15 protein-coding genes are annotated in these 15,267 nt (G+C 60.2%); 2 read left to right on the forward strand and 13 right to left on the reverse strand.

Annotated features, from left to right (window positions below):
- The first annotated feature begins 202 nt into the window (after positions 1–202).
- Complete coding sequence (locus ALP8811_RS01020; protein ID WP_108855340.1) at positions 203–679, forward strand: YqhA family protein; 477 nt, start codon at positions 203–205, stop codon at positions 677–679.
- Between the two features lie 50 nt (positions 680–729).
- Here ALP8811_RS01020 and ALP8811_RS01025 read toward each other — a convergent pair whose 3' ends face one another.
- Positions 730–1,707, reverse strand: a complete 978-nt coding sequence (locus tag ALP8811_RS01025; RefSeq protein WP_245924483.1) for an NAD(P)-dependent alcohol dehydrogenase — start codon at positions 1,705–1,707, stop codon at positions 730–732.
- 128 nt (positions 1,708–1,835) lie between these two features.
- On the opposite strand from ALP8811_RS01025, the gene ALP8811_RS01030 reads away from it, so the two are divergent.
- Positions 1,836–2,795 carry an NAD(P)-dependent alcohol dehydrogenase gene (locus ALP8811_RS01030; protein ID WP_108855341.1) on the forward strand — a complete coding sequence of 320 codons (960 nt, stop codon included), beginning with the start codon at positions 1,836–1,838 and terminating at the stop codon, positions 2,793–2,795.
- 52 nt (positions 2,796–2,847) lie between these two features.
- Here ALP8811_RS01030 and ALP8811_RS01035 read toward each other — a convergent pair whose 3' ends face one another.
- The 12 genes from ALP8811_RS01035 to ALP8811_RS01090 form a co-directional block, all read right to left on the reverse strand.
- Positions 2,848–3,231: a carboxymuconolactone decarboxylase family protein gene (locus tag ALP8811_RS01035; protein ID WP_108855342.1), complete on the reverse strand. Its 384-nt coding sequence runs from the start codon at positions 3,229–3,231 to the stop codon at positions 2,848–2,850.
- A 191-nt stretch (positions 3,232–3,422) separates the two neighbouring features.
- Positions 3,423–4,931 carry an aldehyde dehydrogenase (NADP(+)) gene (locus tag ALP8811_RS01040; protein ID WP_108855343.1) on the reverse strand — a complete coding sequence of 503 codons (1,509 nt, stop codon included), beginning with the start codon at positions 4,929–4,931 and terminating at the stop codon, positions 3,423–3,425.
- Between the two features lie 86 nt (positions 4,932–5,017).
- Entirely contained in the window at positions 5,018–5,698 is a 681-nt protein-coding gene (locus ALP8811_RS01045) for a GntR family transcriptional regulator (RefSeq protein WP_108855344.1), read from the reverse strand.
- A gap of 76 nt (positions 5,699–5,774) precedes the next feature.
- Entirely contained in the window at positions 5,775–6,800 is a 1,026-nt protein-coding gene (locus ALP8811_RS01050) for a trans-3-hydroxy-L-proline dehydratase (RefSeq protein ID WP_108855345.1), read from the reverse strand.
- A 27-nt stretch (positions 6,801–6,827) separates the two neighbouring features.
- Positions 6,828–7,787 carry a dihydrodipicolinate synthase family protein gene (locus tag ALP8811_RS01055; RefSeq protein WP_108855346.1) on the reverse strand — a complete coding sequence of 320 codons (960 nt, stop codon included), beginning with the start codon at positions 7,785–7,787 and terminating at the stop codon, positions 6,828–6,830.
- 238 nt (positions 7,788–8,025) lie between these two features.
- Positions 8,026–9,273, reverse strand: coding sequence for a mandelate racemase/muconate lactonizing enzyme family protein (locus tag ALP8811_RS01060; protein WP_108855347.1), 1,248 nt, complete (start codon positions 9,271–9,273; stop codon positions 8,026–8,028).
- Between the two features lie 4 nt (positions 9,274–9,277).
- Positions 9,278–10,369, reverse strand: coding sequence for a zinc-binding dehydrogenase (locus ALP8811_RS01065; protein ID WP_108855348.1), 1,092 nt, complete (start codon positions 10,367–10,369; stop codon positions 9,278–9,280).
- A 101-nt stretch (positions 10,370–10,470) separates the two neighbouring features.
- Complete coding sequence (pcaD, locus tag ALP8811_RS01070; RefSeq protein ID WP_108855349.1) at positions 10,471–11,268, reverse strand: 3-oxoadipate enol-lactonase; 798 nt, start codon at positions 11,266–11,268, stop codon at positions 10,471–10,473.
- On the reverse strand, positions 11,265–12,470 hold the full coding sequence (locus ALP8811_RS01075; RefSeq protein ID WP_108855350.1) for an endonuclease/exonuclease/phosphatase family protein: 1,206 nt from the start codon (positions 12,468–12,470) through the stop codon (positions 11,265–11,267). The genes pcaD and ALP8811_RS01075 overlap by 4 nt, the downstream gene beginning before the upstream one ends.
- A 12-nt stretch (positions 12,471–12,482) precedes the next feature.
- Positions 12,483–13,472, reverse strand: a complete 990-nt coding sequence (locus ALP8811_RS01080) for a threonine ammonia-lyase (protein WP_108855351.1) — start codon at positions 13,470–13,472, stop codon at positions 12,483–12,485.
- On the reverse strand, positions 13,451–14,278 hold the full coding sequence (locus ALP8811_RS01085) for an alpha/beta fold hydrolase (protein ID WP_108855352.1): 828 nt from the start codon (positions 14,276–14,278) through the stop codon (positions 13,451–13,453). Before ALP8811_RS01085 ends, ALP8811_RS01080 begins: the two co-directional genes overlap by 22 nt.
- 189 nt (positions 14,279–14,467) lie before the next feature.
- Positions 14,468–15,256, reverse strand: coding sequence for an enoyl-ACP reductase FabI (locus ALP8811_RS01090; RefSeq protein ID WP_108855353.1), 789 nt, complete (start codon positions 15,254–15,256; stop codon positions 14,468–14,470).
- Positions 15,257–15,267 lie beyond the last annotated feature (11 nt).

Consider the following 15,267-nt stretch of genomic DNA (forward strand, 5'->3'; position numbering starts at 1 on the left):
TCGCCAATCAATCTCGTGTGTGCACCGGTTCCCCTATGAGGTGAACGCAAAAGCCGGTTCTTTGTTTCCCCGTTTTTGCTAGTCCCGAATGATTGCACTGTGTTGTCGGAGCGGCCCAATTCGGATCGCCAGCAGCCCTGATACAGGTCGCCACTTGACGTCCGGCGGCGTGCTGCGCACACAGGGAAAAAGGGAGCAGACAATGAGCACACTTCTTGGCGCAAGCCGCTTTCTGGTTATCCTCGCTGTGATTGGCGCGCTTCTTGCGGCGACCACCTTGCTTGTCTATGGGCTGACAGCGACTGTTCAGTTGATCCTGAGCACCATTCAAACCGGTGAGGTGACGCGCAAGGTCGCCAAGGCGCTTTCACTGGAATTTATTGAAATCATTGACCTCTTCCTGCTCGGCACAGTGTTTTATATCGTCGCGATTGGGCTCTATGAACTCTTTATCAGCACGAATGTGAAACTTCCGAGCTGGCTGTCGATTAACAATCTTGATGATCTGAAGAACAAGCTGATTGCAGTGGTGATTGTTGTTCTAGGTGTGCTTTTCTTGGGGCAAGTGGTCAGCTGGGATGGTGAACGCGACCTGCTGGGCTATGGGGTTGCCGTGGCGCTTGTCATCGGGGCGCTCACCTATTTCCTGTCGCAGAAGTCGGGTGGCAATTCAAAGTAGGGCAGAGCGGGTCCGTTCGCGCTTGTTACGTTGAAGGTCCGCAATCCTTATCATTTGCCGAGTGTATCCACCCCCACGATCCCGGTCTTTTGTTCTGTCTCGACATATTGAAAGGCTGAAGCGATTTCTTTCAGAGGGTAAGTCCGGTCGAAAACGCCCCGGAATTTTCCTTGCGCCATCAGATCAGCGAGATGCTTGATGAAACCGGGTGCGTCCTCGGGAAACGGTATGCGCACCCGTTTGCTTCCTGTAAGACCAAACCAGATAGCAAGCAGCATGTTTGACCAGTATGGCCCCATATCGGTCGCGCAATAGACCGCGTTTTTCTTCAGCAAGGGGCGGCACGCCCGGCGGGATGTTTTACCCACCGCATCGAAGACCAGGTCAAATGTCTCTCCGATTGCGGTGAAATCTTCCGTCTCATAGTTCACGACCCGATCCGCACCCAGTGCATTGGCCAAACTTGTGTGCCGAGTTCCAACGACGGCAACCACATAGGCGCCATTGGCTTTGGCAAGTTGAACCGCCGCTGTCCCGATCGCCCCAGAGGCACCGTATATCAGGCATCGCTTCCCTTCTGTCAGCAGTTTGGTCGTGCCATGTGCATACCATGCACCTTCGCCAACGACGGCTTGATCATAGGGGATGCCCTCGGGAATATGAGCTATCGCGTCTTCAACCGGAATGCAGAGGTATTCGGCGTGCGCGCCGAAGCGTTCCGACGACATCCCAAACACACGATCACCCACTTGGAACGACGACACCTCGGTTCCTAGCGCGTCAACGACTCCTGCGAAGTCCATTCCCAGTGATTGCATTTGCGGACGAAGCAAGCCTGTCGCAGCACGCATGAAAAACGGATGCGCGCGCAACGTGGCCGTGTCCGTCCGGTTAACAGTGCTGGCATGTACCCGCACCCGCACTTCGTTTTTGGCGGGTTGGGGCGTTGGGACATCGCACAGCGTTAGCCGTTCCGGAGACCCATAGCCGGTGACCACGGCAGCTTTCATGGTTCGATCTGCTATCATGCAGGAAGTGTAGCAGATTTGGCGCTTGGGCGCGAAGGCTGCCTTGGTCACGGCTGTTCCATCGAAATTGTGGAGTGCTTGACTTTGAAGCGACGGGAAAGCCAAACTTTGACGGTAAGGAAAAGAACATGAAAGCCGTTGTTTACGAACGCTATGGCGGTCCCGAATTGCTCCGGCTGTCGGATGTCGACATGCCCGAGCCCGCCAAAGGAGAAATTCGGGTCAAGGTTCTGGCCTGTGCGGTCAACCTGTCCGATTGGGAATACCTTACCGGATCGCCGGCATGGGTGCGGACGGTCGGCGGGTTGTTCAAACCCAAAGTGCCGGTTCTGGGTTCTGACATCGTCGGCCTTGTCGATAAGTTGGGCGAAGACGTCAGCGGCTTCGAGATCGGCCAGCGCGTCATGGGAGACTATGTCATGACGCGTGGCGGTTTTGCTGAATATGCCTGTGTGCCAGCACATGAAACCGTTGCCGTTCCCGATGCGTTGTCTGACGATATTGCTGCCTGCCTTCCGCAAGCCGGCGGCATTGCCGTGGCAGGCACAGACGGCTTGTCGGCAGGTGACAGGCTTTTGATCAACGGTGCGGGCGGCGGGTCTGGCACCATGGCAATGCAACTGGCCAAAGCAGCCGGGGTATATGTGACCGCAGTGGACAATGCCGGGAAGATCGAATGGCTTGCCAGCCTAGGTGCGGACGAGACCATCGACTATGCGAAGGTGAACTTCACTGAGATGGGCAAGACATGGGACAGGATACTCGACATGGTCGCAACCCGCGGACCACGCGAGATTTCCCGCGCGCTTATCGCAGGGGGGACCTATATGGCGCTGGGAGGAGGCGTGCCCACGCTCCTGTCCATTGTTTTCGGGGGAAAGCTTCTGGCGCGAAACCGATCAATTGGGATGCTCTTGGTGCCGTCCGGGCAAGATTTGACGCGCCGTGTTGCCGAGTTTGCAATCCAAGGCCGGATCGCGCCACATGTGGAAGCCGTGCTTCCCTTTTCATCCGTTCCAGATGCCTTGGCGCGCACCGGCAAGGGCAAGGTGTTGGGAAAGATCGTCATCAAGCCGAGCCTCGAGTGATGCGATTGCTCGCGGCTCGGCGTAGTTTCCTGATCGTCCAGGGTGTGGCCCCTTATTCGTTTTCTTCCAGAACCTTGCGGGCCGCGCGGAAACATTCCAGTGCCTGAGGAACGCCGCAATAGATCCCGATGACGTGGATGATCGCGCGGATTTCTTCCTTGGTGACGCCATTGTTGATGGCGCCGCGGCAGTGAAGCTCCCATTCGTGCATCTTGCCCAAAGCGCCGATCATCGACAGGTTCATCATCGACCGGGTTTTGGCGTCGATTACGTCGTCGCCCCAGCCGAAGCCCCAACACCACGCGGTCATCGCCTCTTGAAATGGACGCGTGAAATCGTCTGCCGCAGCAAGGTTCCTTTCCACATACTCCGCGCCAAGCGTGGATTTGCGCTGTTCGAGTCCCTTAAGAAACAGGTCTTCGTCAAAAGTGCTCATCACTTACCCCTTCAGTTTTGTTGCGACGGTTTTGTCGGCGCATCGTTTCACAGCGCCTCGCGCCTGTTTTCGCGACCATAGCCAGATATGCCATGCCCGTCGAAGGGAGTTTGGCCTCCCAATACCTTTATCCGGCGCTGGGTCGGGCAACCTCTGCCGCGAATCCTTTCGGGTCGCGGCAGAGCACAGGGTCACAGATCTTCGGGTAGAAGGGCCGATGGCAGGTTTTGATAACAAACCGGACGCAAGAAACGTCGGATGGCAAGCGTGCCGACAGCCGTTGCGCCAAAGTTGGTCGAGGCTGGGTAGGGGCCGCCATGCACCATCGCGTCTGCAACCTCGACCCCGGTTGGGAAACCATTGGCCAGAATGCGGCCCGCTTTGCGTTCTAGGATGGGCATCAAGGCGCGGGCGTCGTTGGTGTCGCCGTCGTCCATATGCAGTGTGCAGGTCAACTGACCCTCAAGTGCGCGGGCCATCTGCTGCATGTCTGCGGTGTCCTTGGCCAGAACGACCAGTCCCAAGGGGCCAAAGACTTCCTCGCCCAGCGCCTCGTTCGCCAGCCAGTTTTCTACGGTGGTCTGGAACAGATAGGGCGTGGCCTGTCGCTGATCGCACATCGAGGTCAGCACCTCTTGCACGCCAGCTGTCGCGCCGATCCGTGCCTGTCCGTCGCGATAGGCGGCGGCAATGCCGTCGGTCAGCATGGTCTGCGCGCCAACATCGGCCAAGGCGGCTTTGGCGGCGTCAAGGAAGGGCTGCGCCTGATCTTCGCGGATCACGGCGATGCCGGGATTGGTGCAGAACTGCCCCGCACCCATGGTCAGAGACCCGACCCAGCCCGCACCCAGATCCGCCCCGCGTGCATCGGCGGCTTCGGGCAGGATGAACATTGGATTCACCGATCCCAACTCGCCGAAGAACGGGATGGGTTCGGGGCGGGCTGCGCAAAGGTCAAACAACGCGCGTCCCCCAGCGAGGCTACCGGTGAAGCCCACGGCCTTAATCAGCGGGTGCTGAACCAAAGCGGCTCCAACGGCGCGGCCGCCATCTTGTACAAGGTTGAACACGCCGGGATGTAGGTCGCAATCCGCAATGGCGGCGTGGATCGCGTCGGCGATAATCTCGGCGGTTCCGGGGTGGGCGGGATGGCCTTTGACCACGACGGGACAACCAGCGGCCAGGGCAGATGCTGTGTCGCCCCCGGCGGTCGAAAAGGCGAGCGGGAAGTTCGATGCGCCGAAAACGGCGACCGGTCCAATGGGACGCTGGATCGTCTTCAGATCGGGACGGGGCAGGGGCGCACGGTCGGGCAAAGCGGCATCGTGACGACGGTCCAGATAGTTCCCCTGAAGGATGTGATCCGCAAACAAGCGGAGCTGTCCGGTGGTGCGGCCACGCTCGCCCTGAAGGCGGACCTCGGGCAAGCCGGTTTCTTGGGTGCCGATTTCCGTGATCGCGTCGGCGCGGGCCTCGATCTGATCTGCGATGGCATTCAGGAAGGCGGCGCGCTGGGCGCGGGTCGAATAGCCGTAGCTTTCGAATGCCTCTTCGGCGGCTTTGGCCGCGGCGTCTATATCGGCAGGCGTGCCCAGCGAGAAGTCATGCGACGGACCATGCGCAGGGCTGGATGGGGCCGTGGTGTCGCCTGCGACCCAAGCGCCGGCGATCAGGTGTTTTCCGTGGGGAGTGAAGGTCATGCGGGCCTCTTGTTGGCGTTGTGGATAATGTATCCACAAATTTGAGATATAGAAGGTGGTTGTCCGATATGGGCACCTTCAAGGAGTCAGTGTGTTTCGGCTTCTCGAAGCTCTGCGATCACGCCCAGAAGCTCGGTCTTGGTGTGGCTGATGTGATGGGTCAGCAACGCGGCAGCGGCGTCAATGTCGCCAGCCTTGGCGAAGCTTAGAAGGCGGCGGTGTTCGTCCTTGGCCGAGTCACGTTTGCCGCCGATGCTTAGATGCATCCGAACATAGCGGTCCGACTGTAGGTTCACGCGGTGCAAAAGCTCGTTCGTCAAGCCGCGCCCGGCTGCCGCATAAAGTGCGGTGTGATAGTCGAAGTTCAGCGCGCCCCACTGGGTCACATCATCTTCGTCATACGAGGTTTCCATCTTGTCCAGAATATCCTCGCAGCGGTCGAAATCGGCCTGCGTCATGTTAGGGATCGCGCGTTTGAACAGGTCGATCTCGATTAGGATGCGCAGGTCGAAAATCTCGGCGATTTCAGCAATCGAGTGTTTCACGACCGAGGCGCCGCGATTGTTGGTCAGGTGCACCAGACCTTCAGAATCCAGCCGCTTCAATGCCTCACGGATGGGCATGCGCGAGACGTCGTATTCGTCTGCCAGTGCCTCTTGCCGGATCACCTCGCCCTCGGCCAGTTCGCCGCTGAGAATGCGTTCGCGCAGGTCATTGGCGATGACATCCGGAAGGCTTTGGCGTGCGATCTTGCGTTTGGCGGTCATAAGATAGTCCCGGTTCTTGGTTGTCGGGCATTTTGGGGTGCGGGTGCGGGATGTGCAAGCGTTGGTTTGGGTCCGGCTAAGCACCCCACGTATCGCTGAGGCGGTAGCCGCCGGGCCACGGATCTTCGGGGTCCAGCATGTGCTGATGCGTCCCGGTGATCCAAGCACGGCCCGAGATTTCGGGGATGATGGCGGGGCGCTGTCCGACTTGTGCGTGGCCGACAATCTGACCTGTGAATTGCGAGCCGATGATTGATATGGCTTCGAACGACTGCCCCATTTCCATCTGGCCCTTGGCCGCCATCAGCGCCATCCGCGCGGACACCGCTGTGCCGGTAGGAGAGCGGTCTACCTTTCCCGGCTGAATTGCCACGGCAGACTTGCCTTGAAAACCTGTGTTCGTTTTTGATAGCGGTCCAGCAAAGGCGCAGAACGAGATGTGGTCCCACTCTGGGTTTTCGGGGTGCGAGAACCCCAGCTGTTCATTGGCGGCATTGGTGATCTGCACCCCAAGGCGGGCGATGTCTTTGGCTTCGTCGTCGGTAATGTTGAAGCCAAGATCGGCGGCTTCAACGACCACGAAACTGTCACCGCCATAGGCCGTGTCGACGGTCAGGGTGCCACGGCCTTCGACCTCAAGTGGCACAGCAATCTGATCTGCGAAACTGGCTACGTTTTGCACGAAGATCCGTTCAGCCTTGCCGTTTCGGCACTCGGCCCGCACGCGGACCAACCCGCCGGGCGCTTCCAATGTCAGATGGGTTTCCGGCTCGGTCATCGGCAGGATGCCACTGTCCAAAAGCACGGTCGACACGCAGATCGAGTTCGAGCCAGACATGGGCGGCGTGTCTTCCGGCTCCATGATGATCCATGCCGCGTCGGCATCGGGATGTTTGGGAGGAACCAACAGGTTCACGTGGCGAAACACGCCGCCACGTGGCTCGTTCAGGACGAAGTTGCGCAGGGTTTGGTCTTTGGCAATGAAATTGCGTTGCTCCCAGACCGTGTCGCCGGGGGGCGGGGCCACGCCGCCGACGATGACGTCGCCCACTTCGCCCTCGGCATGGGCAGAGACGACATGAATGGTCTTACTGCTGCGCATCTTGTTCCTCGTGTTTTGGTTAAGAGCTTACATGCACGCGGTGATGACACCACCCTGCTTCGACCAGTCTGCAAACCACGTCTGGAACAGCGTGTATTGCTGTTCGCAATAGTTGCGCTGGGCGTCGGACAGGGCGTCGGTTTCGTTGAAATGCAGGCGGTATTCATCCTCGCCGTTCAGAACCAGAAGGTGCTTGTAGTAGAGCACCAGATCCGTGCCCTCATCAAAGCTGGCGAGCACCGCGAAGGCAGCTTCCAGTTCCAAAGCGCGGGTGCGTGCCTCGGCGTGACCTTCGGCGGCTTTCTTGGATAGGGCGGCCAGTAGCAGGGCTTCTTTCGGAAGGGCGGTGCCAATCCCCGTGATCGAGCCGGTCGCGCCGCAGTTCACGAAGCCATGATAGACCTCGGTATCGACGCCGACCATCAGGGTGACGCTGTCATCCTGGCTGGTGATGTGTTCAGCCGCATAGCGCAGATCATCCTTGCCGCCGAACTCTTTGAAGCCGATCAGGTTGGGATGTTCGGCGCGGAGGGCGAAGAACAGATCCGCCTTGGTCGCGAAGCCATAAACGGGGCTGTTATAGATGATGGCAGGCACATCAGGAGCTGCGGACAGGATGGCCTTGAAGTGGTTCTTCTGCGCGGCCATCGACGATCCGCGGGACAAGACGCGCGGGATCACCATCAGACCGACAGCGCCGACCTTCTGGGCATGGGCTGCATGCGCCACGGCGGATTTCGAGTTGATCGCGCCTGTTCCCACCACGACGGGAATACCTGCTTGCGCCAGCCGTTCGACGCCAGTCATCCGTTCCTCATCCGTCAAAAGTGGCCAGTCGCCCATCGAGCCGCAATAGACCACTGCAGACATGCCTGTCGCGATCATCTCGTGCCCTTTGCGCACCAGCGCATCGTAGTCCGGTGTGCGGTCTTCTTTGCAGGGGGTCATCAGGGCAGGCATCGTTCCTGCGAACACGGTTTTGGACATGGGGTTTCCTTTGCAATCTGGAGCTAAGATCACCTCTACGGGATAATGTATCCAAAAGCCAGAAAATTGTACACTGCAGGAGTGGCAGTGTGTTGATGCGCGCAATCTCGCATCGCCTGACCAGGCGGATTGTGACTATTTATCAGAGCGCGCCACATCCACGCCGGATGGCGCGCGCCAACAAAAGATCGTGGTGCGAGGCGTGGATAATCGAATGTCGCTGTTGTCGCGGAGTTGATCAGTCGCTTTGATCGGCCGGGGCGGGCGCGCCACCTTCAAAGCAGTTTTCTTCGGTATAGCTGCAGGGGTCCTGCTGCATTTCCAGATGCAAACCATCGCCCTCATAGGGATGCGCACGCATCAAATCTTCGTCAGGATTGATGCCTAGCCCCGGCGCGTCAGGCGGGATCACAAAGCCGTCTTCCCAACGGATCGTGTGACCGATCAAGGCGAGGTGGAAGTCCCCACCCTGCTCGATGGTTTCAACCATCAACAGGTTGGGGATGGACGCCCCCAGATGAACGTTCGCTGCCCATTCGATCGGTCCGGCGTACAGATGCGGAGCGATCAGGGCGTTGTGCACTTCAGCGATGGCCGCGATCTTCTTAGCCTCCCAGATCCCACCTGCACGGCCAAGCGCGGGCTGCAGGATTGACGCGGCACCTTGGCGTAGCACTTCAGCAAACTCGGCCTTGGTGGACAGCCGCTCTCCGGTCGCGACGGGGACAGAACTGGCGCGCGCAACTTTCGCCATTTCGGTGATGTTGTCTGGCGGGATGGGTTCTTCAAACCACAGCGGTTGGTAGGGGGCGATGGCTTCCGCTATGCGGATCGCGCCGCCTGTGGTGAATTGGCCGTGGGTGCCGAACAGAAGATCCGCGCGGTCGCCCACCGCTTCGCGGATGGCTTTGCAGAAGGCCTCGGATCGCGAGATGTCTTTCATCGACGGCATGTGGCCCGACCGGATGGTGTAAGGCCCGGCGGGGTCGAACTTCAGCGCGGTAAAGCCCTGTTCCACGCGGGTCGCTGCAGCCTCGGCGGCCATGTCGGGCGAGGTCCAGAACTCGGGTAAGGGGTGGTCGGGATTGGGATAGAGGTAGGTGTAAGAGCGCAACCGCTCGTTCATCTTGCCGCCAAGCAGCGCCCAGACAGGCCTGCCCCGCGCTTTGCCCAAGATGTCCCAGCACGCGATCTCAAGCCCCGAAAACGCGCCCATCACCGTTGGGTCGGGCCGCTGTGTGAAACCCGCCGAATAGGCGCGGCGGAACATCAGTTCGATGTTCTCGGGGTTTTCGCCCTGCATGTGGCGGGCGAACACATCCTCGATCACCGCACGCATGGCATCGGGGCCGATGGCACTGGCATAGACCTCGCCCCAGCCGGTGATCCCATCATCGGTCGTGACTTTTACAAAGATCCAATATCGCCCGCCCCAGCCCGGAGCAGGGGGCGCAGTTACGATGATGTCGAGGTCCTGAAGGCGCATGGGATCAGACCTTGTCGAACAGGATAACGTTGCGCCGTGCGGCCCCGGTCTTGGTGTCCGCAATCGCCTCGTTGATCTGGTCAAAGGACCAGCGACCCGAGATCAACTCGTCCAGTTTCAACCGCCCCTGTTGATAGAGGTCGATCAACCACGGAATGTCGCGCTGAATGACCACGTCGCCCATTTTCGATCCGACCATGCCTTGACCTAGTGCCGCCAGAACCACGGGTTCATAGCTGGACATGTCACCTGAATGCGGCATGCCGACCATCACCACCTTGCCGCCGGGGGCAAGGTATCTAGGTGCAGTGTCATAGGCCGGGATCGCGCCGACGGTGACCAACACCGCATCTGCCCCACGCCCCGCGGCTTTGATTGCAGCCTTCCAAGGACTGCCGGAGGTACCCAAAACGCCATCGGTTGCACCGAACTCCATCGCGACGGCCAGTTTATCTTCGGACATATCCACCGCAATGATGCGCGAGGCACCTGCGATGCGTGCGCCCTGAATGGCATTCAGGCCGACGCCGCCTGCGCCGATCACCACGACCACATCGCCCGCACGGACGTTGCCCGCGTTCACAGCCGCGCCGACGCCGGTGATTACACCGCAGGCCAGCAGTGACGCGACGTCCATCGCCATATCCTCGGGCAGTTTCACCACTTGGCTTTGTTCGACCACGACTCGTTCGGCGAAGGCGCCGGTGGCCATGGCCTGATGCATCTTGCCGCCGTCGACGTCGGTGATCGGCCCGTGATCCCCGTCATAGGGGGTAGCGCAGGCGGTCGGCACGCCTGAGGCGCAGCTGGGGCAGGTCTGGCAGGCGCGGATCAGGGTCACGACGACCGGGTCGCCCACGGACAGACCCTTCACATGATCCCCGACATTGGTGATCCGCCCGGCGGCTTCGTGGCCATAGACGGCAGGCAGGGATCCGCCCCACGCGCCATCTGCATAGGAAATGTCACTGTGGCAGACGGCGACGGCATCCAGCGTCACTTCGACCTCGCTGCCCTCTGGCGGGCGGATCGAGATTTCCTCGATCACCAGCGGTTTCCCGAATTCGTGGCAGACGGCGGCTTTGATCCGGTCCATGGCGGCTCCTGTTGGTGTCTTGTTTTCTGAAAGCTTGCGCGGAAAACACCGGCTTGCCAACAAGGTTGCGACAGGAAGGTCGGAAAACGACGCGGCGTTTGTTAGAAATGCCCGATCGCGCGCAGGAAGTCCGTCAGGAGCGCTGCATAGACGGTTGGCTTCTCGACCGGCGGCATATGCCCGGTGCCGCGGATCAGCTCGAACCGCGATCCGGGGATCAGTGCGGCAGTCTCGCGTACCATGTCGGCAGGAACCGAGCCGTCTTCACTGCCCGCAATCGCCAGCGTCGGCAACCGAAGCCGCGCGGTGCTTTCATACAGGTCAGTGTCGGCGATGGCCTCCATACAGCTCAGATAGCCCTGAAGGGGCGTGGCACGCATGCGCGCGCGGGCCTCGTCACATAGTTCTGGGTGGTCGCGGCGGGTGGCGCGGGAAAACCAGCGTTCGATGTTGGCCTCGATGATGGCTTCGATCCCCCCCTTACGCACGGCGTCGATCCGGTCTGCCCAGATGGCCGGTGTGCCGCTCTTTACGGCCGTGTTCGAGATCACCATGCCACGCACCAGATCCAGCCGCTCTGCCGCCAACCCTTGCGCGATGATGCCGCCGATCGAAAGCCCCACAAAGACGCAGCCTTTTACCCCCAGTTGATCCAGCGCACGCCCCGCATCGTCCACGAGGTCCCCCATCGGGTAGGGCCCGTCCGGGCAAGGGCTTTGGCCGTGTCCGCGCATGTCCATACGGATCAGACGCAGGTGGTCGGGCAGTTCCGCCACCAGTGCGTCCCACATGGTCAGGTCAGAGCCAAGCGCGTGGGCGAACACCACGGCGGGTCCGTCCTTGGGACCGCTTTCAACCACATGAAGCGCCACCCCATTGTCATTGGGAATGACGATCATTCTTCGTCGCCCAGCAGGGTCAGATGCGCCATGATCTGACCGTGATCCGAGGCGAGCTTGTTGTAGGGCGCTTCGGGGTGTGAGCCGTCAGTGATGTGATCATTCAACACGCTGAAATAGGTCATGTCGGCGATCCGCTTTGGATTGTCCGGATGGAAATGACGGCTGAGGAAAATCTGGTCGATGCTTTCAAACACGCCCCCAAAGGCCGAGGTATAGACCATGTCGCGCAGAGATTTCCGCACGAAGAGCTTTTCAGCCGAATGCAGGCGCACGGCTTCGACAGCCCCTGTGATCTGTTTGTTTTCTTCGCGGCTATACCGGTCGCGGTCCGTCTTGGCATCGTGGCGCAGCATCCAGGAATAGTTCTTGAACGGCACCTCGCCCGCGATGATTTCCGAGCTGACGGCGTGTTCGCCATCGTTGAAATCCCCCAACACGGCGACGGGGTGACCTGCCTTGATCTCGGCGACCACCAGTTTGCGCAGCACCCATGCCTCGGCCATTCGGCGCATGGCGGAACGTGCTGCCCCAAGGGCGCGCCCGACCGGGTCGTAACGGGTCAGGTCGGCCTCGGGTGCAAATGGGGCACCTTCGGGGCGGATGAACTCGCCCAGTTTGGATTTCAGGTGGCAGTTGAAGATAGTGATGACCTGATCCCCAACCGGTACGCGCACCTTCAGGATCGGGCGCGACAGACGGGTGAGGGTGTATGATCCCGCGTCGCCTTCGTCCCCGCGCAAAGCGGGGAAGGGAATGGTCACAGGTTCGGGCAGATCCTGAATGATTTCGGGGTCGCCCACAAAGCCAAAGCGCGACAGAACCGCCACGCCCGGGCGACGCTCGCCGGGTCCGCCATCGGCCGAGTTTGGCGCAAAGACAAGCCCGTCCTTGGGCCACGGGTGGGTGGCCAGTTTGCGAAAGATCGCCTTGCGGTGATAGCGTTTTGTTTCATCCGGAATGGTGGCGGCATTCAGGTTATGAGCGCGGGTGTTGGCCTCGCCAATCACGTCCAGAAGTGCGTCTTCTTCGAAGATCTCTTGAAAGCCGATGATATCCGCATCCAGCGACATCATCTGATCCGCCATCCAATCGCGTTTCCACGCATATTCCTCGGGGGTGTAGCTGAGGAACTGGTAAAATTCTTGATCCGCGCCAATCAGGTTTTTGACGTTGAACGAGGCAATCGTGAAATCGGTCATTGGAATCTCCGGTCAGGCGAAACGGTTTAGGGCATCAGTGAAGACGGGCGCATCAACATTGCCGCCAGAGACAACAACGATGACCGCATCGCCCTTAATCTGGTGTCGGTGGAACAATGCAGCGGCAAGGGCGATGGCCCCGCCAGGCTCGATCACAAGTTTTAGGCGGGTGAAGGCTTGGGCCATGGCGCGAAGGCAATCCTCGTCCGGGACCACGATCCCGGCACCGCACAGGCGGCGCATGATCGGGAAGGTCAGCTGGCCGGGCGAAGGCGTGATAATCGCGTCACAGATCGAGCCGGTCCGCTGCGCGTTTGCCTCGATCCGGTCCGAGTGGAGCGAGCGGGCGACGTCGTCAAACCCCGTGGGCTCGACCGGGTGGACCGTCAAATCCGGGGCATCATGTTCAAGCGCCAATGCAACACCAGCGGTAAGTCCGCCGCCGCCGCAGGGCACAAGAACCTGTGCGTTCCGTATGCCTTCTTCGCGGGCTTGATTGGCAAGCTCAAGCCCAATGGTTCCTTGCCCGGCGATCACTGCTTCGTTGTCGAAGGGCTTGATCAAGGTGAGCTGCCGTTCTTCGGCCAGCGCGGCCCCGATCGCATCCCGATCCCCGCTTTCGCGGTCATAGAGCACAACCTCGGCGCCCAGAGCGCGGGTGTTGTCGATTTTCAGCTGCGGTGCGTCCGACGGCATCACGATGGTCGCAGGTGTCTGGTTCTGGCGCGCGGCCAGCGCAATGCCCTGCGCGTGATTGCCGGATGAAAAAGCGATCACACCGAATTCGCGTTGTTCGGTCGTCAGTTGGGAAATCGCGTTATGCGCACCGCGATATTTGAAGCTGCCCGTATGTTGCAGACATTCGGGCTTCACATAGACCTGCCGTCCTGCGATCTCGTCCAGAAAGGGCGAGGTCAGCAGCGGCGTGCGCCGGACATGACCCGCGTTGCGGCGGGCAGCATTGCGGATCTCGTTTATGTTCAACGTATTTTCTCCAACCATTCATTGATGGTCGCAAGGCTTTCGGGTTCATCCAGAAACGGCACATGGCCACGGTCGGGCACTTTCGCATAGCCCATGTCTGGGCGACGTTTTTGCATCTCGGCGACTGTGTCATCTGTCAAAAGGTCCGAGTTTGCGCCGTGGATCAATGCCAGCGGCAACCCGTCCATCGCGTCAAAGAAGGGCCACAGGTCCGGGGCAGGCTGTGCGCCAGATGCCTCGACTGCGTCGCGCAGGGCGGGGTCATAGCGGTTGGTCAGCCCCTTGTTGTCCTGCTCGAACAGGTTGTGGCACTCCTCGATCCAGCGTTCTATCGGGACATCCTTGAAGCCAAACCCGGCCATGAGTTTTGCACGCGCTTCGGCGGCTTCTTCGATGGTCTTGGTGCTTGGTTTGCGCCCCAGATAGCCCATGATGTTGTCCAGCCCATTAGACGCAAGCACAGGGCCGATATCGTTCATGCAGACACCCAGCAGCTTGTCTTTCACCGTGGCCGCCAGGCCCATCGCGATCAGCCCGCCGCGCGAGGTTCCAAGGATGGCGGCTTTCTCGATGCCCAGATGGTTCATCAGGAAAAGCGCATCCAGCCCTTCCTGCGGCACCGTATAGGTTTTGTGGTCACCCCAGTCAGACTGCCCCCGTCCGCGATAGTCCATGCGGATCAGGCGCACACCCTTCAGGTGTGGGGCGACGAAGTTGAAGTCATCCGAGTTGCGCGTCAGACCCGACAGGGCCAGCACCGGCAGGCCTTCGCCTTCGTCCCGATAGGCGATTTCAAGGCCGTCATTGGCGGTGAATGTTTGCATGCTTGTCTTCCCTTGACGATGTTGCGTGCAGTAAGCACCAGATCGTCACGAGGGTCCAGAGGGGGAGGGGCGCTGCCCCTCGCGGCGGTGCCGCTCACCCCGGGATATTTAGAGCAAGAAAATGAGGTGTGCAGGTGGCAAAGAAAAAGGCCCCCGATTTGGGAGCCTTGATCGCGTGTTTGGACCGGATCAGAGGTTGTCTGGTTGCGGCATGCCCAAGACATGGAAGCCGCTGTCGACCGTGATGATCTCGCCGGTGGTGCAGTTGCCATAATCGGACGCCAGATAGACAGCGGTGCCGCCCACGGCTTCCAGCGTGGCGTTCTGGCGAAGTGGCGCGTTTTGTTCGGTGTGGCGGAACGTTTTGCGCGCGCCTCCGATGGCAGCGCCTGCCAGTGTTTTCATCGGGCCGGGCGAGATGGCGTTCACACGTACGCCGTCGGGGCCAAGATCGTTGGCCAGATAGCGCACGGAGGATTCCAGCGCCGCTTTGGCGACGCCCATCACGTTGTAGAACGGCGTCACGCGGTTCGATCCGCCATAGGTCAGCGTCAGGATCGTGCCGCCGTTGGTCATTTTGGGGGCCACGCGACGGGCGACTTCGATCAATGAATAACAGCTGATGTCCATCGAGTGTTTGAAGTTGGCACGGCTGGTGTCGACGAAGCGGCCGGTCAGTTCGTTCTTGTCGGAATACGCAATTGCGTGGACCAAAAAGTCGATCGAATCCCACTTGGACCACAGGTCATCGAACCCTTTGTCCAGTGCGGCGTCGTCCGTCACGTCCATGTCGACCAAAATGTCCGACCCAACCGATTCCGCCAGCGGAGCAACCCGCCCACCGAATGCCTCGCCCTGATAGGAAAACGCCAGTTCCGCGCCTTCGTTTGCCATCGCCTGTGCGATGCCCCATGCGATGGAACGCTGATTTGCCACCCCCATGATGAGGCCGCGTTTGCCTTGCATTAGCCCTGCCATGTCAGTCCCTC

It is taken from the genome of Aliiroseovarius pelagivivens (assembly GCF_900302485.1).
GTDB classification, from domain to species: domain Bacteria; phylum Pseudomonadota; class Alphaproteobacteria; order Rhodobacterales; family Rhodobacteraceae; genus Aliiroseovarius; species Aliiroseovarius pelagivivens.

Bases quoted from the DNA above. Each gene is read 5' to 3' on its own strand.
- ALP8811_RS01035 (WP_108855342.1), bottom strand. From the start codon at position 3,231: ATGAGCACTTTTGACGAAGACCTGTTTCTTAAGGGACTCGAACAGCGC.
- ALP8811_RS01045 (WP_108855344.1), bottom strand. From the start codon at position 5,698: ATGACCGCCAAACGCAAGATCGCACGCCAAAGCCTTCCGGATGTCATC.
- ALP8811_RS01025 (WP_245924483.1), bottom strand. From the start codon at position 1,707: ATGATAGCAGATCGAACCATGAAAGCTGCCGTGGTCACCGGCTATGGG.
- pcaD (WP_108855349.1), bottom strand. From the start codon at position 11,268: ATGATCGTCATTCCCAATGACAATGGGGTGGCGCTTCATGTGGTTGAA.
- ALP8811_RS01020 (WP_108855340.1), top strand. From the start codon at position 203: ATGAGCACACTTCTTGGCGCAAGCCGCTTTCTGGTTATCCTCGCTGTG.
- ALP8811_RS01085 (WP_108855352.1), bottom strand. From the start codon at position 14,278: ATGCAAACATTCACCGCCAATGACGGCCTTGAAATCGCCTATCGGGAC.
- ALP8811_RS01055 (WP_108855346.1), bottom strand. From the start codon at position 7,787: ATGTCCAAAACCGTGTTCGCAGGAACGATGCCTGCCCTGATGACCCCC.
- ALP8811_RS01030 (WP_108855341.1), top strand. From the start codon at position 1,836: ATGAAAGCCGTTGTTTACGAACGCTATGGCGGTCCCGAATTGCTCCGG.
- ALP8811_RS01065 (WP_108855348.1), bottom strand. From the start codon at position 10,369: ATGGACCGGATCAAAGCCGCCGTCTGCCACGAATTCGGGAAACCGCTG.
- ALP8811_RS01060 (WP_108855347.1), bottom strand. From the start codon at position 9,273: ATGCGCCTTCAGGACCTCGACATCATCGTAACTGCGCCCCCTGCTCCG.
- ALP8811_RS01090 (WP_108855353.1), bottom strand. From the start codon at position 15,256: ATGGCAGGGCTAATGCAAGGCAAACGCGGCCTCATCATGGGGGTGGCA.
- ALP8811_RS01080 (WP_108855351.1), bottom strand. From the start codon at position 13,472: ATGGTTGGAGAAAATACGTTGAACATAAACGAGATCCGCAATGCTGCC.
- ALP8811_RS01050 (WP_108855345.1), bottom strand. From the start codon at position 6,800: ATGCGCAGCAGTAAGACCATTCATGTCGTCTCTGCCCATGCCGAGGGC.
- ALP8811_RS01040 (WP_108855343.1), bottom strand. From the start codon at position 4,931: ATGACCTTCACTCCCCACGGAAAACACCTGATCGCCGGCGCTTGGGTC.
- ALP8811_RS01075 (WP_108855350.1), bottom strand. From the start codon at position 12,470: ATGACCGATTTCACGATTGCCTCGTTCAACGTCAAAAACCTGATTGGC.